This window comes from Yoonia maricola (genome assembly GCF_002797915.1).
Taxonomy (GTDB): domain Bacteria; phylum Pseudomonadota; class Alphaproteobacteria; order Rhodobacterales; family Rhodobacteraceae; genus Yoonia; species Yoonia maricola.
The window spans coordinates 726,602-746,747 of record NZ_PGTY01000002.1 but is presented as its reverse complement, the minus strand read 5'-3'; the positions used below and the strand labels follow the sequence as shown (position 1 = coordinate 746,747).

Sequence of the window (20,146 nt, the reverse complement as noted above, 5' to 3'; positions counted from 1 at the left end):
TTTCTACGGTTGATGAATATAGGTTGACGTATTCTATGATCGTAGAATATGTCAACCATAGCCTGGCATGTGGAGGTTGGGATGGATGGTTTGGTTATTATAGGGGTGGCCGCCGCCGCTATGATTTTCGCAATTTTTGGCTGGAACCCATTTGCGCAGTATCGCGATACGTCGGGCCTTCTGACTGAAGGGTATTCAAAGTTTGAAACTGGCGTGAAGCGGCAACCAAATGGCGTCTACCGCGTCCGCGCATTGACTCGAATGCCCGGAGTCACGCCCGAGATGGTTCGCTGGTGGTTTACCGATTACATGCAAACGACAGATCACTACAAGCAGTGGCACTCCCAAGCCCATGTCTGGATGGATTGGGAAAATAAGACGCCCGGCGAAATTGTCGGCGCGGCCCATCTGGTCCACGAATATATCGGCATTGACCTCAGCAAGTTGCGCATCAGTTTCGTTGACGCATCCGAGCTTTTAGGGCCGCTCGATATTCGTGGACACCATTTCATCGTCGGTGCGCGCGTTGGGATGCTGGAAGAACCCATCGACGTTACGACCATGTGTCACTTCGTCCGCGACACCGAATTTGGCGCGGAAATGCGATCCGTGTTCTGGATGGGCCATGTGGCCAACCGAGGCGGGACCGGGCTTGTGGACAAACTCAAAGGCGTTCTGGGTAACACGTGGCTTGCGCGGCGCGTGTTGGTTCGTGAAGCCGTCGCGGTCAACCTGATGACACACGCGATCGAAGAAATGGGCAACCTGAGCGACTTCTTGCCCGATCTTTACGCCAAAGAAATGGCAATAAAAACAGCATAGAGGATCAGATCGTGGCCGAGATAGAGACCAAACGCGACGATATCCGCCAGCTTCGGGGCGTGCATCTGTTTCACAATGACATGTCAAATTGTTCGCAGCGCGTGCGGCTGGCGCTGTGTGTGAAGGGCGTGGCCTACGAAAGCCACCCGATTGATCTGCAAAAGCACGAAAACCTGACGCCCGAATTTCGTGCGCTGAACCCCAAAGCCGTTGTCCCGGTGCTAGTGCATGATGGCCGCACCTACATCGAATCCAATGATATCGTTGCTTATGTGGAAGACATGTTTGATGACCCGCTGTTTTGGCCCGACGACGCCGAGCGACGCGCCATCACACAGGACCTTTTGGCAAGGTCCGCAGACCTGCAAAGCAGTCTGAAACTGCTAACATATGAATTTCTGCTCAAACCTGTGGCGAAACGGAACGCGGCAAAGGTACAGGCCAAGCAGGCTCCGATAAAGGACACTGCGCGCGAACGGTTTATCCGCGATTTTGCATCGCGCGACGGGTTTTCGTTTGCGCAGATCACTGCTGCGACCACAGCCGTTAAAGCCGCGTTCGACCACCTTGAAGATCTGCTGAGCCAGAGCCCGTTTCTCAAGGGTGCGGATTTCGGCCTCGCAGATATATCTTGGCTGCCGAACGTGCACCGCGCGCTGGCAATGAAATACCCGCTGGCCGGGTTCCCGAAAGTTGCCGAATGGTATCAATCCGCACGCAAACGGCGGTGCTTCCGCGAGGCGATCATCGATTTTGAACCTGCGCCAGTTGTGTTGTTTATGAAAGCATACGCCGCCTATCGCGCCCTGCGCGGCACTGGAATCAGCGCATTCAAATGACGTTTGATGCTTCTGAACAGGTTTGGGCAGGCCCAACAATCCAGACCGGCCTTCAGTCTGATAATGTCACATTGGATCGATATTCAGAGTTCGTGACTAGATTTGAGAAACCAATCCGCACAACCCGTTCCTCATCATACTACCGCCTTAATCCTATACTGAAGAATGAGAGATCCATCCATGATCTACCTCGACTTTGCACTGCGTAGCGGCGCTGTAACACTGTTGATGTTGTTGGCTGCGTTGCTCTGGCACGCGCCTATCGGCTGGGTGGGGCGTTTGTCGGTTCTGGCACTCGCCATTTCAAAATCTGCTTACTTGATCATATTGATGGCGCTGCCGCTCGAATTGAACTCAGGACTGGAGGCAAGCCTCACGCTTCTCTCCAGCTTCACGCCAGCGGCGATCACATGGCTGATTGTGAGCGTCTTTATTGATGCTCCGGGTCGACGTTGGCCATGGATAACTGCATCAGTCGCCACATCTTTTGCGCTTTATGGCCGCTTGGCGTTTCCCTACTCGTCCTCTTATTCGTTACCGATGGCCACAGCCCTCTATGCAAGCCTATTCATGCTTGCGCTGTGGTCCAATCGGGACGATCTGGTGGAATGGCGTTGCCGTGCGCGTCCTGGCTTCGCGGTGGCTGTCGCTGGCCTTGGATTGTTTCTGACGGTGGGGCAAGCGACCGGTGTGTTGCAACAGGACACGGTGCTGCTCGCTCTTGTACAATCCGCCAGTGCCCTTGCGGTGATCCTTGCGTTTGCAGTTTGGCTTTTGCGCCCTGATGCAGACCGCTGGCCAAATGATGCATCCCTCGCTTCCTATCCTCTCTTGCCGACCCATGATGAGGTTGCAGACCCTGTTCTCATCGCACGCATTCGCGATGTCATGGCTGCAGGCATTTGGCGCGAAGAAAGGCTAACCATCGGTGCTCTCGCAACAAAACTCGCAGTACCGGAACATCGTTTGCGGCGCGCAATCAACCAGGGTTTGGGCTATCGCAACTTTTCAAACTTCATCAATCACGCACGAATCAAGGCGGCATGTGCGGCTTTGACCGATCCAGATAAAATGAGCGTAACGGTTTTGGAAATCGCTTACGATGTTGGCTTTGCGTCAATAGGGCCGTTCAACCGGACCTTCCGCGCTGAGATCGGGCAAAGCCCGAGTGAATATCGCCAACTAGCACAGCCCGGCGTATTCGCCGATTCTGACAAATCGTCGTCGTTTTCTGCAAACCTGCGCTGATTTTCAACTTCGACACGCATGTAAGCGTCGGGCTGAATAGCGATCGGGTATCAGTTCATCAAAACGGAGATGCTCGATGCGCGCCCTCATTATCACCATATTGGTAATTTTTGCCACTTTCACTCAAGCTTCAGCCCAAACGATACCCGTAACGCCAACCTTGACTTATCCTGAGCCTGGGACCTTCTGTGGCCTGCTAAAACTTTGCCCCAATGACGATGTGTCCCCGCGTAGCGATTAAGGAGACGACGGATTTGGGCCGCTAAAGCGTTGCCAAACTGAATTGCGGCCACTTCGGCCACATTAACCAGCTTCTCGGGACACCGGACATCATCACGATCTGTTAGGTTAAGCTTCGCCCAAGATCATGAAAATGGCTCGACCGAAACGTTCACCTCAGCAATCGATATCGTCTGAAAACTTGACTGTTTGAAACGCTACAAACTGCATCCGTGAATGGCAAAAATTTAGCGTTATTAGCGATTATTAGCCGGCTAACACGCCTGTGATGGTCTTATCGTCGTGTAGGAAAAATATTTGTGTTAGCCGTCTCTTGTGGGCCAATGCCCCTATCGAGTGGCGCGCAATTACTCCACCAAATAATTAGAAATCAAAGAAACCGAGAGAAATAGTATGATCCGCATTCGCACATTGCTTTTATCGGCCCTTCTGATAACGCCAACCGCAGGCCCGCTGGTGGCACAGGAGACCATCGTGCGGCCCGCCAAGCTTATGGTCGTGGGCGCGGATACCGACGGGATCACCCGGCAGTTTTTTGGTCAGGTTGTTGCGCGGCAAACTGTGGATCTCGCTTTTCAGGTCTCGGGTCAGATCGTTGAATTTCCGGTTCAAGAAGGACAGGAAATGACGCAGGGCGCATTGATTGCAAAACTGGATCTTGAGCCATTCGAGCTTCAGCAGCGACAGGCGCAGTTACAAGTTGACCAGGCAGATCGTCAACTGACCCGCTTAAATACCCTTAGTACAGCCGCTTCCGAGGTATCGCGCGAAGAAGCGGAGACGCAGCTGGCTTTAGCCCGTGTTGAACTTCGCAATGCTGAGTATTCTCTTGAGAAAGCGACGCTTATTGCACCTTTTGACGCGCTTGTTGCCAGCCGTAATGTTGCGAATTTCACGACTGCGTCGGCGGGCAGCTCGGTCGTTCGGTTGCATGATATGTCGGAGTTGCGGATCGAAATTGATGTACCAGAAGTGCTGTTTCAGCGTGCAGGCCAAAACGCCGCTGTGACACTTCTGGCGCGGTTTCCCACTGGCGAAGAAACCTATCCGCTTGAAATACGTGAATTCAACGCAGAGGCATCATCGATCGGGCAAACCTTTCGTTTGACCCTTGGCATGGATCGACCTGAAGGGGTGACGATACTGCCAGGCAGTTCGGTGACCGTGCTGGCAACGCTGGACCAAGGTGTGGAACGCCTTGTCGTGCCAGCCACCGCACTGCGGATCGACAATGACGGATCGACCAGCGTGATGCGGTTTGTGCCGGGCGCCGATAACACTGGTACGTTAGAGGAAATCCCAGTTGACGTCATCGCAACCCGTGACGGGCAGTTCGGTATCGTATCCGGCCTTGAAGCCGGAACAGAGATTGTCAGGATTGGCGCCCAGATGGTGGAAGACGGCGACACAGTTCGGCGCTTTTCCGGCTATGCGAACTGATCAGGGGACCATCCGATGAACATCGCACGCGCATCTATCGACAAGCCAATCTTGACGTGGATCATCATGCTGATCTGCCTGTTCGGTGGCATTTGGGGCTTTGGCACGCTGGGGCGACTGGAAGACCCAGCTTTCACGATCAAGCAGGCGGTTGTCATCACGCAATACCCCGGCGCGTCTGCCCAACAGGTGGCAACCGAAGTGTCCGAGCCGCTGGAGGCTGCGATTCAGCGAATGGCTGAAGTGAGCGAAATCAATTCGATAAACCGACCGGGTGTGTCGCGAATTGACGTTATTGTAGACGATAGGATGAATGGCGACGCCTTGCCTGCAATATGGACCGAGTTGCGCGAGCGTTTGCAAAACGTGCAAAGCGATCTGCCGACCGGAGTGGGAAGTCCACTGGTCGATGACGGGTTCGGTGACGTATATGGTATCTTTTTCGCGGTCACCTCCGAAGGGTTCACTGATGCTGAACGACATCAGCTAGCGACCTTCTTGCGGCGCGAGATCCTGACACTCGACGGTGTTGCAGATGTTGATATCGCGGGCCTGCCGGTAGAGGCCATATTTGTAGAACCCGACCTTGCGCTGACGGCACAGCTGGGGATCAATCCTCAGGTAATCGGTGACGCACTTGCAACGTCAAATTCTGTCGCACAGGCCGGAACGGTGGACGACAGCGATACGCGGACACAAATCCAGTCAGCCGAAGGATCCGACACCGTCAGTGAAATTGCGGCGCTTACAATTGGGATTGGTGGTGATCTGCTGAACTTAGCTGATATTGCCGACGTCAGCAGGGGACGTCAGGACAACCCGGCACAGATCATCCGTTTCAATGGACAGGATGCTTTTACCATGGGCATTTCGGGTCTGGCCGATGAAAACATTGTCGATGTGGGCCGCCGTGTTGACGCACATCTTGCAGCGCTCGCACCTGAAATTCCAGTCGGTGTCGGTCTGCATCCGATCTATCAACAACACGAGGTCGTGGATGAATCCTCTCAGGGGTTCTTGGTTAACCTTGCTATGTCGGTCGGTATCGTTGTGCTGGTGTTGGGCGTCTTCATGGGCGTGCGGGCGGCGGTCGTTGTGGGGACGACCCTGCTTTTGACGGTTGTCGGGACAGTGCTATTCATGGCGATCTTTTCCATTGAAATGGAACGGATTTCACTGGGCGCGCTGATCATCGCGATGGGCATGTTGGTCGACAATGCAATTGTTGTGGCGGAAGGCATGCAAATAACGATGGGGCGGGGTAAATCATCGCGCGAAGCGGCAGACGAGGCGGTTGGCAAGACGCAGATTCCCCTTTTGGGGGCAACTGTTATAGGCATCATGGCTTTTGCCGGAATCGGCCTCAGCCCCGATTCCACGGGTGAGTTCATGTTCTCGCTGTTTGCCGTGATCGGCATTTCGCTTTTGTTGTCCTGGGTTCTGGCTATCACTGTAGCGCCCCTGCTGGGTCACTATGTCTTTAAGCAAGGCGTCGACGACGGTGCAGATCCATATAGCGGACCCATTTTCAGAGGTTACGCCGCGATTCTACGTCAGGCATTGCGGGTGCGTTGGCTGGTTGTGGCAGCTCTTGCGGGCATCACGATGGCTTGTTTTGTTGGCTTTGGTATGGTGAAACAACAGTTTTTTCCCAACTCGAATACCCCGCTCTTTTTTGCGCATTACACCATGCAACAAGGTACACCGATAGCGACGACCGCCGCCAAGATGGCAGTGTTGGAAGCCTATCTTGCGGATCATGAAGACGTGGTCGCCATCTCGACATTCGTCGGGCAAGGCGCGACACGGTTCTTGCTAACCTACAGCTCGGAGCCACCAAACCCCGCCTATGGTCACTTAATCATCCGAACGGAAAGCCTTGAACGCATCCCGGCGCTTATGGCGGATTTGGAAACATTTGCAGCCCAAAACCTACCAGAAGGCGAATTTCGTACCGAGCGACTGGTCTTTGGCCCCGGAGGCGGCAGCCCCATTGAAGCACGCTTTTCGGGGCGAGATCCCAAAGTGCTGCGCGGTCTGGCAGATCAGGCGATTGAGGTCATGACGGCGGCATCTCCCAACATCCTGACCCCCCGGATTGATTGGCGTGAGCAGGAACTGGTGTTGCGTCCCCGCTATGCGACCGAACGTGGGCAGGCCGCCGGCATCACACGTGACGATGTGGCCGAGACATTATTGCTTGCCACTGACGGCGTAACGACAGGTACCTATCGCGAGGGTGACCGCGCCATCCCGATTATGGTTCGTGTCTCGCCGGATTCCGATGTGGGTATTATGGATCAGGTTTTGGTGACGCAGGATGGAACCACGCTCGTACCCCTCGAACAGGTCGTTGATGGTTTCGCGTTCGAGACGCAAAACACGTTGATCCATCGCAAGGATCGCGTGCCAACATTGACCGTCGGGGCCAGCATCCCCACAGACATGACCGCGGCGCAAGTCCACTCTGAAATCCGCGCAGCGGTCGAAAACATGACGCTGCCGGTTGGTTACCGGTTCGAATGGGGCGGCGAATATGAATCTTCGACAGATGCAAATGCCAGCCTTGGCGCGCAACTTCCAATCACCATACTGATCATGGTCCTGATCACAGTGCTGTTGTTCAACGCTGTCAGGCAACCGTTGATCATCTGGCTGTTGGTGCCGATGTCCGTGAACGGTGCAGCATTAGGCCTTCTGGGAACGGGTTTACCGTTTACTTTCACGGCCCTTCTGGGACTGCTTAGCCTGTCAGGTATGCTGATCAAGAACGGCATCGTTTTGGTTGAAGAAATCGATATCGTCCGCCGTGAGGGATCGGAATTGCGCGAGGCAATCATCGCCGCATCGACATCCCGTCTGCGGCCAGTATTGCTGGCTGCGGGAACGACTATTCTTGGGATGATCCCGCTATTGGGTGACGCATTTTTTGTCTCCATGGCGGTTACAATAATGGGTGGTTTGGCATTCGCATCAATCCTGACATTGGTTGCGGCGCCGGTTTTCTACGACATCTTCTTCGGGTTACGACGAAGTGATGCGATGGCGACAACCCTAAAGTAATCTGGTTCATGTATGACGCATCGCCGACATTCGCCGCGACGCGAAAACCGGCAAAAAAGGCCCTGTGCGGCCAGGTAATCGGCCGTAATGAATGACCGATCTCAAAGGGTGAACTGCATACAGTCGTTCGCATTGTGTTCAAATGTCGATATTCTCCGCGATGCTCAATGCGTCTTGACGTTCAGCCCCCAGATACCGCATCGTGCTGTCCACCTTGGTGTATCCATGTAGAGGTTCGACCGCGCCGAGGTTGCCGTTTCACGATGGATCAGCCCCATTGCGCCCTTTGCCCGAAAGGACTAACGCACGTTAACCCTGCATGTGCGTTCGGCGGTGAAGTAGCCAACGCTGCCGTTGATATTCAATGCTGCGCCGCGTGCGACGTATGGAATGTACGTGAGTGAGAAATCTGGCGCCGTTGCGCAGCGATAGGACAGGTCATTCATGCGAACTGCGACGAATATAGATCGTATTCACGGGTGGCTGACATTTCCGCCGTTGACCATACGTATTCGCTCTTGCACCAAATTTAATTGGGGCAAAGGTCACCAGTTAACTTCAGCGCTTTCCATCCCCCAGAAGCATGGCGCGCAAATCGTGTTCCACCGCCGGCAACTCGTTTAAATTCAGTGCGGAGTGAAGATCAACGAGATGGCTTTGCATCAGCTCTTCTGCACGCGCGCCATCGTTGTCGCCGATCGCCTTGATCAGGGCATGATGCGCTTGGCTTTCGCATAAAGCGCTTTCACGTCGCCAATAGAGCGCGATGATCAGCGACGACCGCGCGATCAGGACATTGATCATATCTGCGATGGTCTTCTGTTGTGCGATCCGCGCGATTTCGATGTGAAACTGACCGGACAGGAACAGTGCCCGCCCACGATCACCGGTGTCCATTGCGGCGTGTTCTTGCGTGATGTGATCGTTCAGCAGGGCGACATCGTCTGGCGTCGCATTCAACGCGGCACTTCTGGCTGTGCGCGGTTCCAGCAATTCGCGGGCCTCAAAGACCTCATGCGCCTCGGCGAGGCTAGGTTGCGCCACAAAGGCCCCGCGGTTGCGCTTAATCTCGATGATTTGTTGATGCGCGAGCGATTGGAGTGCTGTGCGCACGATGGTCCGCGAGACGCCATAGATGTCTGAAAGGTCGTCTTCGCCCAACTTGGTGCCGGGTGCCAACCGGTGTTCGTGGATGGCTTGCGATAAGGCACTGGCTATCGTGTCGGCGGTGGCGTTGGTCGGCATGGGTTTCGCGGTGGTCTGCATTGTGACGGTCTCCTGATAGCCGAGATGACAGACCGGGATTCGAGACACAACCCAGTCCAGATATTCGACAACATGCCATAACATTGTATACAATATTGTGCGCAATGCTTGATCGTTTCCGCTTTAGTACGCTCAAAAAACAGGCCTTTGCCAGTAAATGCTGATCAGCAAGCCGCAAAACGATTGTGTCAGATGAAGCTGAAAGCGCTGCTGGTCCCAGCTACGAACGGGGTGAGCGTGAGCAATCAAGATTTAGAATTGGTATCAGTGACCAAGCGCTACGGCGCGACGGTTGCCGTTGACGCCATCAATTACCGCTTCAAGTCCGACAGTTATACCTGTCTGCTAGGGCCGTCTGGTTGTGGAAAATCTTCGACGCTGCGGATGATTGCGGGCCATGAAAGCGTCAGCGACGGCTCAATCGTTCTGGATGGTCGCGATATCTCGCATCTGCCGCCTGCGCAGCGCGGTACGGCGATGATGTTTCAGAGTTATGCGCTGTTTCCGCATCTCAGCGTTCTGGATAACGTGGCCTTTAGCCTGAAAATGAAGGGCGTGGAGACCGCGATACGTCACGCGGAAGCGCATGAAATGCTGGCGCTTGTCGATCTAACAGCCCTTGCCGACCGGTTGCCCGATCAATTGTCGGGTGGACAACAGCAGCGCGTCGCCCTTGCGCGCGCGTTGATCACCCGCCCACAGGTTTTGCTGCTGGATGAGCCGCTATCGGCCCTTGATCCGTTCCTGCGCATTCGCATGCGGGGGGAACTGCGCAAGCTGCAAAAGGAACTCGGCATCAGCTTTATCCACGTCACCCACGGCCAAGATGAAGCGTTGGCTTTGGCGGATGAGATCATTGTGATGAACAACGCTGTGATTGAACAAGCCGGGCCTGCGCGTGACGTATTCAACGCGCCGCAAACCCAATTCGTCGCGCAGTTCATGGGCGGGCATAATGTCGTCGCCCTGCCTGACGGTTACTTTGCAATCCGGACCGATGCGGTTTCCGTCACGGACCCAATACAAGGCGCCGTCGAGGGCAACGTAACAGCCGTCGAATATCAGGGCACGCATGTGACACTGTCAGCGCGGATCACCGGCGACCAGGACGTTCTGGCCCTGATCCCCGACACTACCTTCTTTGCCAACCCGCATCACCCCGGCGACCGGATCGGTCTGCACTGGGATGCCTCTGATCAACACAAACTAACCGCATGAACTGCGGCACATTCCACGCGACCTGTCCGACAAGGAGACATAAAAATGACCAAATTCACACAACGAAATAGCCTCAGCCGCCGCACACTTTTGAAAGGCGCCGCATCAACGGCCATCGCCGCAGGTGCCAGCACGCTTGGCGCACCCATGCTGTGGGCGCAAAACATCAAAGATGTGACACTGCGCCAGTTTGGCACAGGGGTGTCCAACCTCAATGACGTAGCCTTGAAGGTGAAAGAAGACCTGGGCTTTACGCTGGAAATGACCGCCCTTGATACCGACAGCGTCACCCAGCGCGCGGCAACCCAGCCCAACAGCTTTGACATTGCGGACATCGAATACTTCATCTGCAAAAAGGTTTGGGCAGCTGGCAACTTGCAAGCCATGGACACCACAAAAATCGACAATTATGACAAAATCGCCGGGACCTTCCGCAGCGGTCTTTTAACACCTGAAAGCACAATCGCGCAAGGCACAGCGCCGCACACGGTTGGCTTTACCTCAGGTCCAAACGGCACGGATTTCGTTCAGGAAGAATCCGGTTGGATGACCCTGATCCCCACGATCTACAACGCTGATACGCTGGGCATTCGCCCTGACCTGATCGGGCGTCCGATCACCAACTGGTCCGAGCTGTTGAACCCAGAGTTTAAAGGCAAAACATCGATCCTCGATATCTCCTCTATCGGGATCATGGACATGGCGATGGTCGTGGAATCCATGGGGGAATACACCTACCCAGACAAAGGCAACATGACCCGCGAAGAGATTGATCTGACGATTGGTATTTTCACAGAGGCCAAGCAGAATGGCCAGTTCCGCGCCTTCTGGAAATCCTTCGATGAAAGTGTCAACCTGATGGCCTCGGGCGAAGTTGTGATCCAGTCCATGTGGTCGCCCGCCATCACAGCCGTCAAATCCCAAGGCATTCCATGCGTCTACCAGCCGCTGGAAGAAGGTTACCGGTCTTGGGGTGGCGGTCTTGGTATCTCTGCTGCGCTGTCCGGCATCGAGTTGGACGCGGCTTATGAATACATCAACTGGTATCTGTCCGGCTGGGTCGGCGGTTACCTGATGCGTCAGGGCTATTACTCTGCGGTGCCTGAGACGTCCAAAGCGTTCATGTCAGAAGACGAATGGGGCTTCTGGTACGAAGGCAAAGCCGCCGAAGGCGATATCCTGTCCCCAACCGGCGACAAGCTGGCCGGTGCGGGCGAAGTCCGCGATGGTGGGTCTTTCCTTGACCGGATGGGGTCGGTCGTGTGCTGGAACTCTGTCATGGACGAGAACCAATACATGGTCCGCAAGTGGAACGAATTTATCGCCGCTTAAGACCGATACCGGGTGCGCTGCGATGTGGCGCACCCAACCCCATTATTAAGAAATCCCCATGAACAAATTGCGCACCAATCCAGCCATATCCAGCCTGCTTATGGTGTCGCCATTGGCCGCTGTTCTGCTGATTTTCTTGGTGCTGCCGATTGTCCTGATCGTCATCGTCAGCTTTTGGCAGGCTAGCGAATTTTCGATCATTCCAGCGTTTGAGTTCGACAATTACGCATTCCTATTTGGATCACCGGTGACCTACACGGTGTTTTTCAACACCTTCAAATACGCGCTGATCACCTGGGCTTGCACGTTGGTTATTGGGTTCACGGTAGCCTACTACCTTGCATTCCATATCCGCACCCTGACTTGGCAGATCGCACTTTTCTTGCTTTGCACGATCCCCTTCTGGACCAGCAACATCATCCGCATGATCTCGTGGATTCCATTCTTGGGTCGCAACGGGATCGCTAATTCGACGCTGATGTCATGGGGGGTTATTGACGAACCCATCGAGTGGCTGCTGTTTTCGGACTTTGCCGTGATCCTTGCTTTCGTACATCTATACACGCTGTTCATGGTCGTCCCGATCTTCAACACGATGATGCGTATCGACAAGTCCCTGATCGAGGCCGCCCGTGACGCCGGGGCCAATGGCGCGCAAATCCTCTGGAACGTGATAATCCCGTTAACCAAGCCCGGCATCATGATCGGCACGATCTTTGTGGTCACGCTTGTGATGGGCGATTTCATCACAGTGCGCTTCATGAGCGGATCGCAGTCGGCCAACGTCGGGCGTCTCATCTCAAACGATATCGCTTTGCTGCAATATCCCAGTGCCTCTGCCACCGCGATTGTGCTGCTGCTTACCGTGTTGATCACAATCGGCATCCTGCTGCGGTTCGTCGACATTCGGAAGGAGCTTTAGGATGGAGCCGCGCCCTCGGTCTTTCTACGTCCTCAGCGCCTTCTTCGGGCTGTTCATCCTGTTCCTTTACGGACCAACGATCACCATCGGCATCCTGTCGTTCCAGGGCGAGGGCGGTGGCCTCACGTTCCCAATGCGGGGCGTGTCCCTTTATTGGTTTTATGACCTTTTCGAACAACAAGCGGTCGGTGACATCTGGGGCAGTTTCCGGCGCAGCTTTGTGCTTGGGCTCATGGTCATGGTGGTCACTGTTGTGGTGTCGGTGATGGGTGGGCTTGCGTTTCGGCGCAAGTTTCCGGGGTCGAACATCCTGTTTTACTTGATCATCACGTCATTGGTGATCCCGTCGATCTTGATCTCACTTGGGGTTGGTTTGCTGTTTTCGCAATCCGGCCTCGATGTCCATTGGTCCACGTCGGGGTTCGGATCGCAACTCACTTGGACCCTGCCGTTCGGCCTGCTTATCATGTTCGCCGTCTTCAACCGCTTCGACAAAAGTTACGAAGAAGCCGCCCGCGATCTGGGCGCGACGCCATGGCAAACCTTGCGCCATGTGGTGCTGCCAATCATCGCGCCATCGTTGATCGGTGTCGCCTTGTTTGGCTTCACGCTCAGTTACGACGAGTTTGCCCGCACGCTTTTGACGTCGGGCAGCTACAATACGCTACCGCTCGAAATCTACGGGATGACAACGAATGTGACGTCCCCCGTCCTATATGCGTTGGGAACACTGACGACGGTGTTCTCACTCATCATCATCGGGGTCTTTCTTTGCGTCGTATTAATCACCAACCGTCGCCGCGCACAGCAAGGGTCTGATGCGGGAAAAGGTGACGTATGATTGTGATCATCAACCCCAACAGTACCGCATCGATGACAGATGCGATGATAGAAATAGCGCTTAAGACCTTATCGGATGCGCAGGTTCTTGGCTGGACTTCCACAGAGGGCCCGCCTGCCATTCAAGGCGAAGCGGATGGGGACGCCGCGATCCCTCCATTGTTGGAACTGGTGAAAAAGGCCGATGAGATGGGTGCGAAAGCGATCATCATCGGCTGCTTTGACGACACGGGTCTTTCCGCTGCGCGTAGTTTGGCATCCTGCCCGGTGATTGGCATTGGCCAAGCGGCCTACCACTTGGCATCGCTTTTTGGACAGCGGTTCTCTGTCGTCACAACCTTGGACGTCTCAGTCCCGATCCTGAATGCAAATATCAGCAACTATGGGTTGGACCGGAACCTTGGACGCGTTAGGGCAAGTGGTGTGCCGGTCCATGCCCTAGAAGATGATCGGGAAAGCGCAACACGGCAGGTGAAAGCAGAAATCCGAACGGCAATGCGCGAAGATAACATCAATAGCGTTGTCTTGGGGTGCGCCGGTATGGTGCACATTGTCGATGAAAGTGATGACATACCTGTCAAATTGATCGACGGCGTTCATGCTGCGGTAAAGTTGGCGGCAATGCTTTGATCCCGATACGCTGAACCCGCGATGGGCCAGAAAATTCACAGCGCAACTGGAAAAAGCCAACGGCTTGCTTGGTCCTTACCAATCATCCTCATTGAGCCCCAACTTCTTTAACCTCGAATAAAGTGTCGTAGGCTTGATCCCAAGCAATGCCGCTGCGCCCTTTTCGCCAGAGACGCGGCCGCCCGCTTCTTTCATACAAGCAAGGATGTTGGTCCTTCGAAATTGCTCGACCTCTGCCTCGGTCAGCAAGGTGGATTTTGGCAAAGCGCCCGATGTGACGTTACTTTGAATCTCGACTTGCAGCTTGTCAGACTGAGAAACGATGGCGCCGCGCTCGATCACGTTGGCCAGTTCACGTACGTTGCCGGGCCAGTGGTACTGTTGGAGCTTGCGCATGGCGCCTTCGGTGACGACGGGCACCTTGCGACCCAGCCGTTTGCACACGATCCGAAGCAGGTGCGCGGTGAGTATGGGAATGTCTTCCGGGCGATCACGCAAGGGCGGGCATAGGATCGGGAAGACCCCGAGGTGCAGCATCAGGTCTTGCCGCAAGCGCCCGGCCTGTAGTTCACGGTCAACATCGCGACTGGTCGAGGCAATGACACGTAGATCAAGGCTGCGAGCACGATCATCACCCAGTCGGATCACCTCATGGTTCTGCAGAGCATCCAAAAGGTGCCCTTGGATTTCGATGGGAATATCCGCAACTTCATCAATAAAGAGCGTCCCGCCATGAGCGAGTTCCAGCTTGCCGGGGCGGTCTTTCAAGGCCCCAGCAAAGGCACCACGGACCTGACCAAACAACTCGCTTTCGATCTTTTCGGGGCTCACGGCCCCGGCCTTGAAGTGGATCATAGGGCGGCGCTTGCGGCTGCTTTCATCATGCACGGCAGAGGCGACAAGCGACTTGCCAACGCCGCTTTCGCCGCGGATCAAAACACTTGTGTTGGTCGGCCCCACAAGTTCAATCTGCGTGATGATGCCTTGAATTGCGTCCGAGCGTCCGATGATATCGTGATGCGCCCGCTCGATGTTGATCGCCTCTTGCAGGTAGGCGTTTTCTTCTTCCAGCTGATCACGCAGGGCCGCGACCTCATCCATGGCCTCACGCAATTTGCGTTCGTCTTCAAGGCGCTCTGTGATGTCGCGAAAGATCACCACAGCGCCGACAAGCTGGGTGCCGTCATAGATCGGGGTGGAAACATATTCGATGCGGATCGGTTTACCATCCTTGCGCCAGAATACCTCATTTTCGACCCGGTTCACTTCTTCATACCGAAAGGATTGATAGATCGGACACTCATGGGACGGGTAGTGATCGCCGTTTAGGTGGTGGTGATGGATCATCGTGTGAATGTCGCGACCCAACAAGTCTTCGGTGGTCCAACCCAGCATCTCTTGTGCGGCCCGGTTCACAAAGGTTGTCTTGCCATCAGCATTGACGCCATAGATGCCTTCGCCGGCTGCGTTGAGGATCAGTTGGTTTTCCCGTTCCAAATCAGAAAAAAACCGCTGCGCGCGCTGCCATTCTACCAAGCCGCTACTGTAGAGATTACCGGCCGCAACCTCTGCCGCATGTTGCTCCAACCCGGCGAGGTCGAGCATGTGCAAGAGGAGGAATTGCCGACCTTCGTGGGCGATTGCACGCCCCGTGACCTCGGCCTCCAAGGCTTCGCCGTTGACCGTTCGCAGTGTCACCCGGCGCGTCCACGCCGTGCCCCTATGCTGCACTTCTGCGATGAAAACGACCAAGTCTGCCATCCCGTCAGCGACCAAAGGCGCAAAGTTGGCGCCGACCAAATCTTTGGTATCGAAAAGGGTTTTCGCCTCGCGCGTGGCCGCCAAAATCCGATCACGGGCCAGATCGATCAGAACGGTCGGCCCAAACGCACCCGCGAGGAAGGAATCGAATGAAGTGTTTATGTCACGCATGTCTTCATGCGGATCGAAAACGCAGCGTCGTTCAATACGAAATATCGTAAATTACGAATTATCGTAATAATTTTGCTGGATCGGGCCGTTTATCGCACTGAAATTCATCACGAAAATGAATTCTTGGGATTTCGGCGAACGTCTTCATTTGCCGGATGCGTGCTGCCAAGCTTTGGGAAACCAACGATGGAGCACGCAATGCCAATCAAATCACTGGGGAACCCGTTCTCTGATAAAACCGACCTCCGCCATGCCGCAGATTGTAGCTGCCATAGCTGTAGCGCTACTGTGCCCGAAGTGGATGACAGCATTGATCTGTCCACATCTGAGGGCATGTTGGAGCGCGCTGTCGAAAGCGCAATTGTCCGCTCCGTCTTCGGTCAAAGCGACATCGGCCGCCGGTCGTTCATGGGCGTGATGGGCGGGACGACAATGGCTGCGGCGCTTGCTTCGGTATTTCCGCTGAACGAGGCGAAAGCGGCTATCCTTGATAATCTTGGACCACCTGAGAAAACCGATCTAAATATTGGGTTCGTGCCGATCACCTGTGCGACACCGATCATCATGGCACAGCCGCTGGGGTTTTATGAACGCTACGGTCTGAACGCCCAAGTGATCAAAACCGCAGGTTGGGCGGTTGCGCGGGACAAGTCGCTGAACGGTGAATATGATGCGTCCCACATGCTGACCCCGATGCCTTTGGCGATGACACTGGGCGCGGGGTCAGTCGCTGAACCATATATCATGCCCGCCGTCGAGAACATCAATGGGCAGGCGATTGTGTTGTCGAATGAGCATCTTGATAAGCGTGATCCGAAACAGTGGAAGGGCTTCACGTTCGGTGTGCCGTTCGAATACTCGATGCACAATTTCCTGCTGCGCTACTACGTCGCTGAATTTGGTCTGGATCCCGACGTTGATATCCAGATCCGTGTTGTACCGCCGCCAGAGATGGTTGCGAACCTGCGGGCTGGAAACCTTGATGGTTATCTGTCGCCTGATCCGTTCAACCAGCGCGCTGTGTTTGAAGGCATCGGCTTCCTGCACATCCTGACCAAGGAAATCTGGGACGGTCATCCATGCTGCGCCTTTGCCGCCCCGCTGTCCTTTGCGACGGAATTGCCCAACACATACGGCGCCCTTCTCAAGGCGATCATTGATGCGACGCAGTACGCTTCGGCGGCTGAAAACCGCAAAGAAATCTCGGAGGCGATCGCGCCGACAAACTACCTCAACCAGCCCGTGACGGTGATCGAACAGGTTCTGACCGGCACCTATGCGGATGGTTTGGGCGAAGTACAACGTGTGCCCGACCGGATCGATTTCGACCCCTTCCCATGGCACTCGATGGGGGTCTGGATCCTGACGCAGATGAAGCGCTGGGGATACATCGAAGGTGACGTGGATTATCGCGGTGTGGCGGAACAGGTCTATCTGGCCGCGGATTGCAAAAAGGTCATGGAAGACCTTGGCTATGACGCGCCCGACATCACCTACAAGTCGCATACAATTATGGGCAAAACCTTTGATCCAGCCACGCCGGAAGCCTACGTCGATAGCTTTGCGATCCGGAAAGGCTAAGGCATGGGTCAGCTATCCCTGAACCAACGCGCGGCGCTGTTGTCTGTGCTCATGCTGATTGTCGGTCTCCTGTTATGGGAGGCCGCAATTCCGGCGCAGAAGGCCGTCGAAGAGCTGACTGAATATGAACGCCTGACAGGTGCTGGCGAAGCGAAAGCGGGCGTACCGCCGCCCAGCCAGGTGCTGGCCAAAGCGTGGGAACAGCTGAGCGATCCGTTTTATGATGCAGGCCCCAACGACAAGGGCATCGGCATCCAGATCGGCTATTCGATCTACCGGGTCCTGACAGGGTATTTGCTGGCCGCCTTGGTTGCGATCCCGTTTGGGTTCCTGATCGGCATGTCTCAGGTTGCCTGCAAAGCGTTCAATCCGTTTATCCAAGTGCTACGCCCAATCTCGCCGTTGGCATGGATGCCATTGGCCTTGTTTATCATTGGAGATAGCGAGGCATCTGCGATATTCGTGATCTTTATTTGTTCAATTTGGCCGATGCTGATCAACACTGCCTTTGGTGTCGCGGGTGTGCGCGAAGACTGGGTGAACGTGGCTCGCACCCATGAACTTGGGGCAATCAAGACCGCCTTCACCGTGATCCTGCCCGCCGCTGCCCCGACCATCGTGACGGGCATGCGCATCTCGATCGGGATCGCTTGGCTGGTGATTGTGGCGGCGGAGATGCTCGTGGGCGGCACAGGCATTGGCTATTACGTATGGAACGAATGGAACAACCTTGATCTAACCTCCGTCATTTTCTCAATTCTCATGATCGGCGTGGTTGGCATGCTGTTGGACTCGGCCTTTGGTCTTTTGCAACGCCGCGTCACTTACGCCGAATAAAGGACGATCCATGAAACCGTATCTAAGTATCGAAAAGCTGACGCAGCGGTTCCCCGATGGGGCTGGCGGAGAGCTGACCGTTTTTGAAGACGCCAGTTTCGGCGTCGAAAAGGGAGAGTTCGTGGTGATCCTTGGCCATTCCGGTTGCGGCAAATCCACGATCATGAATATCCTTGCAGGGCTGGCAGAACCGACCAGTGGCGTCGTGGTGATGGATGGGCAAGCGGTGCGAGGGCCAAGCCTAGACCGTGGTGTTGTCTTCCAAAACTACTCACTGCTGCCATGGCTTACGACGCTCAAGAACGTCACCTTTGGCGTTGCCGCCCGTTATCCTGACTGGAGCAAAGCGAAGGTCATAGACCATGCGACTGAGTTCCTTGCGATGGTGGGGCTGGAAGGCGACGTGATCCACCGCAAACCAAGCCAGTTATCGGGCGGTATGCGTCAGCGCGTGTCTATCGCGCGGGCCTTTGCCAATCACCCCAAGCTGTTGTTGCTGGATGAGCCCTTTGGCGCGCTGGACGCCCTCACACGCGGGACCATACAGGACGAGCTGCTCAAAATCTGGGGGCAGATGGAGCAGACAGTCTTCATGATCACCCACGACATCGACGAAGCGATCTTACTGGCCGACCGCATCCTGCTGATGACCAACGGCCCGCAGGCGCGGGTGGCGGAAAGCGTTGAAATCACCATTCCACGCCCCCGCAACCGTACCGAAATCGTCGAACATCCCAACTACTACGCGATCCGCAACCACTTGGTGCAGTTCCTTGGCAAGCGGTCGAAAGAGCTTGCCGGACAGCCCACAATCGCAGGTGAAACCAACCGACCCGAAACCGTCCGGATCGACAAGACAGAGCCGCAAGACGACCCCGAAGACACCCAACCCGCCCTTGTCGCGGTGAACAGCTAATACCCGGAGAAGACCAACATGAAAGACCTCGCCATGACTGAAATGATGACCAAAGAAGACGTCACCGCCATGATCCTGTCCGCCAAAAAACAGGCCGGCATGACATGGGAAGAGATCGCTGCGAAGATTGACATGTCCCCGGTGTGGACCCACTCGGCGGCCATGGGCATGAACGCGTTTCCGGCTGAGAAGGCCAAGCTGATGGTCAGTGTCATGGGCCTGCCGCAAGAGGCAGAAAGTGTGCTGGCCGAGAGCCCCACCAAAATCTGGGAACAGGCGGTGCCAACTGACCCCTGTATCTATCGCTTCTATGAGATTGTCGGCGTCTACGGCCCCACACTTAAGGCATTGATCCAAGAGAAGTTCGGCGACGGCATTATGTCCGCCATCGATTTTGACATGTCCGTGACCCGGATAGAAAATCCCAAGGGGGACCGTGTAAAGGTAGAGATGTCGGGCAAGTACCTTGGCTACAATTCGTGGTAACCCCACAATGACACGCATGCCAGTGCCGCCCTTTTCTTACGACGACGCAGTCAAGAAAGTCCGGATGGCCGAAGATGCGTGGAACAGCCGCGATCCCGAAAAGGTCGCACTGGCCTATTCCGCTGATACCAAATGGCGCAACCGGTCCGAGTTTCTTAACGGCAGGGACGAGGTGCGCGACTTCCTGACCCGCAAGTGGACGGTGGAAAATGGGTATCGGCTGATCAAAGAGATTTGGGCGCACAGCGACACTCGCATCGCTGTGCGCTTTTGCTACGAATACCACGACGCGAAGAGCAACTGGTTCCGCGCCTACGGCAACGAAAACTGGGAATTCGACGCTGCGGGCTACATGGCCGTGCGCCATGCCTCGATCAATGACGTGGCGATTGCCGAAGCTGAGCGGCTTTTTCATTGGCCCCAAGGGCCAAGGCCTAAAGTTCATAAAGGTCTCTCTGAGCTAGGACTATAGAGAGAACGCGCGATCAACCGGTGCGCCACGGCAGCGGATATCTTCGGGCACTCGGCCTTTCC

17 protein-coding genes are annotated in these 20,146 nt (G+C 55.3%); 15 read left to right on the top strand and 2 right to left on the bottom strand.

Going from position 1 to position 20,146, the window contains the following annotated elements; translation table 11 throughout:
* The first annotated feature begins 48 nt into the window (after positions 1-48).
* The 5 genes from BC777_RS13880 to BC777_RS13860 all read left to right on the top strand — a co-directional run bounded on the left by BC777_RS13880 (position 49) and on the right by BC777_RS13860 (position 7,652).
* Positions 49-822, top strand: a complete 774-nt coding sequence (locus tag BC777_RS13880; RefSeq protein WP_100368748.1) for a DAPG hydrolase family protein — start codon at positions 49-51, stop codon at positions 820-822.
* An 11-nt stretch (positions 823-833) separates the two neighbouring features.
* A complete protein-coding gene (locus BC777_RS13875; RefSeq protein WP_100368747.1) occupies positions 834-1,661 on the top strand; it encodes a glutathione S-transferase family protein in 828 nt (275 codons plus the stop codon).
* Positions 1,662-1,841: 180 nt separating this feature from the next.
* Positions 1,842-2,909, top strand: a complete 1,068-nt coding sequence (locus BC777_RS13870) for a helix-turn-helix domain-containing protein (protein WP_168769169.1) — start codon at positions 1,842-1,844, stop codon at positions 2,907-2,909.
* Positions 2,910-3,542: 633 nt separating this feature from the next.
* A complete protein-coding gene (locus BC777_RS13865; RefSeq protein ID WP_100368745.1) occupies positions 3,543-4,589 on the top strand; it encodes an efflux RND transporter periplasmic adaptor subunit in 1,047 nt (348 codons plus the stop codon).
* Between the two features lie 15 nt (positions 4,590-4,604).
* Complete coding sequence (locus BC777_RS13860) at positions 4,605-7,652, top strand: efflux RND transporter permease subunit (protein ID WP_100368744.1); 3,048 nt, start codon at positions 4,605-4,607, stop codon at positions 7,650-7,652.
* Between the two features lie 558 nt (positions 7,653-8,210).
* On the opposite strand, the gene BC777_RS13850 is transcribed toward BC777_RS13860, so the two are convergent.
* On the bottom strand, positions 8,211-8,918 hold the full coding sequence (locus tag BC777_RS13850) for a GntR family transcriptional regulator (protein ID WP_100368743.1): 708 nt from the start codon (positions 8,916-8,918) through the stop codon (positions 8,211-8,213).
* A 192-nt stretch (positions 8,919-9,110) separates the two neighbouring features.
* On the opposite strand from BC777_RS13850, the gene BC777_RS13845 reads away from it, so the two are divergent.
* The 5 genes from BC777_RS13845 to BC777_RS13825 are packed head-to-tail and all read left to right on the top strand — an operon-like array spanning position 9,111 to position 13,860.
* Positions 9,111-10,136 carry an ABC transporter ATP-binding protein gene (locus BC777_RS13845; protein ID WP_100368742.1) on the top strand — a complete coding sequence of 342 codons (1,026 nt, stop codon included), beginning with the start codon at positions 9,111-9,113 and terminating at the stop codon, positions 10,134-10,136.
* A gap of 45 nt (positions 10,137-10,181) precedes the next feature.
* On the top strand, positions 10,182-11,468 hold the full coding sequence (locus BC777_RS13840; RefSeq protein WP_100368741.1) for an ABC transporter substrate-binding protein: 1,287 nt from the start codon (positions 10,182-10,184) through the stop codon (positions 11,466-11,468).
* A 58-nt stretch (positions 11,469-11,526) separates the two neighbouring features.
* Positions 11,527-12,390, top strand: a complete 864-nt coding sequence (locus BC777_RS13835) for an ABC transporter permease (RefSeq protein ID WP_100368740.1) — start codon at positions 11,527-11,529, stop codon at positions 12,388-12,390.
* 1 nt (position 12,391) lies between these two features.
* A complete protein-coding gene (locus BC777_RS13830) occupies positions 12,392-13,231 on the top strand; it encodes an ABC transporter permease (protein ID WP_100368739.1) in 840 nt (279 codons plus the stop codon).
* On the top strand, positions 13,228-13,860 hold the full coding sequence (locus BC777_RS13825; RefSeq protein WP_100368738.1) for an aspartate/glutamate racemase family protein: 633 nt from the start codon (positions 13,228-13,230) through the stop codon (positions 13,858-13,860). Before BC777_RS13830 ends, BC777_RS13825 begins: the two co-directional genes overlap by 4 nt.
* 75 nt (positions 13,861-13,935) lie before the next feature.
* Here the strand turns inward: BC777_RS13825 and BC777_RS13820 are convergent, their stop codons facing one another.
* The gene (locus BC777_RS13820) at positions 13,936-15,792 is read right to left on the bottom strand and encodes a sigma 54-interacting transcriptional regulator (protein WP_100368737.1); all 1,857 of its coding nucleotides are present in this window, start codon (positions 15,790-15,792) and stop codon (positions 13,936-13,938) included.
* Between the two features lie 198 nt (positions 15,793-15,990).
* Here BC777_RS13820 and BC777_RS13815 point away from each other — a divergent pair, with 198 nt between their 5' ends.
* The 5 genes from BC777_RS13815 to BC777_RS13795 are packed head-to-tail and all read left to right on the top strand — an operon-like array spanning position 15,991 to position 20,084.
* The gene (locus BC777_RS13815) at positions 15,991-17,373 is read left to right on the top strand and encodes a CmpA/NrtA family ABC transporter substrate-binding protein (RefSeq protein ID WP_100368869.1); all 1,383 of its coding nucleotides are present in this window, start codon (positions 15,991-15,993) and stop codon (positions 17,371-17,373) included.
* Positions 17,374-17,376: 3 nt separating this feature from the next.
* Positions 17,377-18,210: a nitrate ABC transporter permease gene (gene ntrB, locus BC777_RS13810; RefSeq protein ID WP_100368736.1), complete on the top strand. Its 834-nt coding sequence runs from the start codon at positions 17,377-17,379 to the stop codon at positions 18,208-18,210.
* Between the two features lie 10 nt (positions 18,211-18,220).
* The gene (locus BC777_RS13805; protein WP_100368735.1) at positions 18,221-19,126 is read left to right on the top strand and encodes an ABC transporter ATP-binding protein; all 906 of its coding nucleotides are present in this window, start codon (positions 18,221-18,223) and stop codon (positions 19,124-19,126) included.
* An 18-nt stretch (positions 19,127-19,144) separates the two neighbouring features.
* On the top strand, positions 19,145-19,612 hold the full coding sequence (gene cynS, locus BC777_RS13800) for a cyanase (protein WP_100368734.1): 468 nt from the start codon (positions 19,145-19,147) through the stop codon (positions 19,610-19,612).
* 7 nt (positions 19,613-19,619) lie between these two features.
* Positions 19,620-20,084 (top strand): nuclear transport factor 2 family protein, encoded by a 465-nt coding sequence (locus BC777_RS13795; RefSeq protein WP_100368733.1) that lies wholly within the window; start codon positions 19,620-19,622, stop codon positions 20,082-20,084.
* Positions 20,085-20,146 lie beyond the last annotated feature (62 nt).

What these genes read in the sequence shown, in the direction of transcription:
- BC777_RS13880 (WP_100368748.1), top strand. Translation starts at nt 49, where the DNA reads ATGTCAACCATAGCCTGGCATGTGGAGGTTGGGATGGATGGTTTGGTT.
- BC777_RS13870 (WP_168769169.1), top strand. Translation starts at nt 1,842, where the DNA reads ATGATCTACCTCGACTTTGCACTGCGTAGCGGCGCTGTAACACTGTTG.
- BC777_RS13865 (WP_100368745.1), top strand. Translation starts at nt 3,543, where the DNA reads ATGATCCGCATTCGCACATTGCTTTTATCGGCCCTTCTGATAACGCCA.
- BC777_RS13860 (WP_100368744.1), top strand. Translation starts at nt 4,605, where the DNA reads ATGAACATCGCACGCGCATCTATCGACAAGCCAATCTTGACGTGGATC.
- BC777_RS13850 (WP_100368743.1), bottom strand. Translation starts at nt 8,918, where the DNA reads ATGCAGACCACCGCGAAACCCATGCCGACCAACGCCACCGCCGACACG.
- BC777_RS13845 (WP_100368742.1), top strand. Translation starts at nt 9,111, where the DNA reads ATGAAGCTGAAAGCGCTGCTGGTCCCAGCTACGAACGGGGTGAGCGTG.
- BC777_RS13840 (WP_100368741.1), top strand. Translation starts at nt 10,182, where the DNA reads ATGACCAAATTCACACAACGAAATAGCCTCAGCCGCCGCACACTTTTG.
- BC777_RS13835 (WP_100368740.1), top strand. Translation starts at nt 11,527, where the DNA reads ATGAACAAATTGCGCACCAATCCAGCCATATCCAGCCTGCTTATGGTG.
- BC777_RS13830 (WP_100368739.1), top strand. Translation starts at nt 12,392, where the DNA reads ATGGAGCCGCGCCCTCGGTCTTTCTACGTCCTCAGCGCCTTCTTCGGG.
- BC777_RS13825 (WP_100368738.1), top strand. Translation starts at nt 13,228, where the DNA reads ATGATTGTGATCATCAACCCCAACAGTACCGCATCGATGACAGATGCG.
- BC777_RS13820 (WP_100368737.1), bottom strand. Translation starts at nt 15,792, where the DNA reads ATGCGTGACATAAACACTTCATTCGATTCCTTCCTCGCGGGTGCGTTT.
- BC777_RS13815 (WP_100368869.1), top strand. Translation starts at nt 15,991, where the DNA reads ATGCCAATCAAATCACTGGGGAACCCGTTCTCTGATAAAACCGACCTC.
- ntrB (WP_100368736.1), top strand. Translation starts at nt 17,377, where the DNA reads ATGGGTCAGCTATCCCTGAACCAACGCGCGGCGCTGTTGTCTGTGCTC.
- BC777_RS13805 (WP_100368735.1), top strand. Translation starts at nt 18,221, where the DNA reads ATGAAACCGTATCTAAGTATCGAAAAGCTGACGCAGCGGTTCCCCGAT.
- cynS (WP_100368734.1), top strand. Translation starts at nt 19,145, where the DNA reads ATGAAAGACCTCGCCATGACTGAAATGATGACCAAAGAAGACGTCACC.
- BC777_RS13795 (WP_100368733.1), top strand. Translation starts at nt 19,620, where the DNA reads ATGACACGCATGCCAGTGCCGCCCTTTTCTTACGACGACGCAGTCAAG.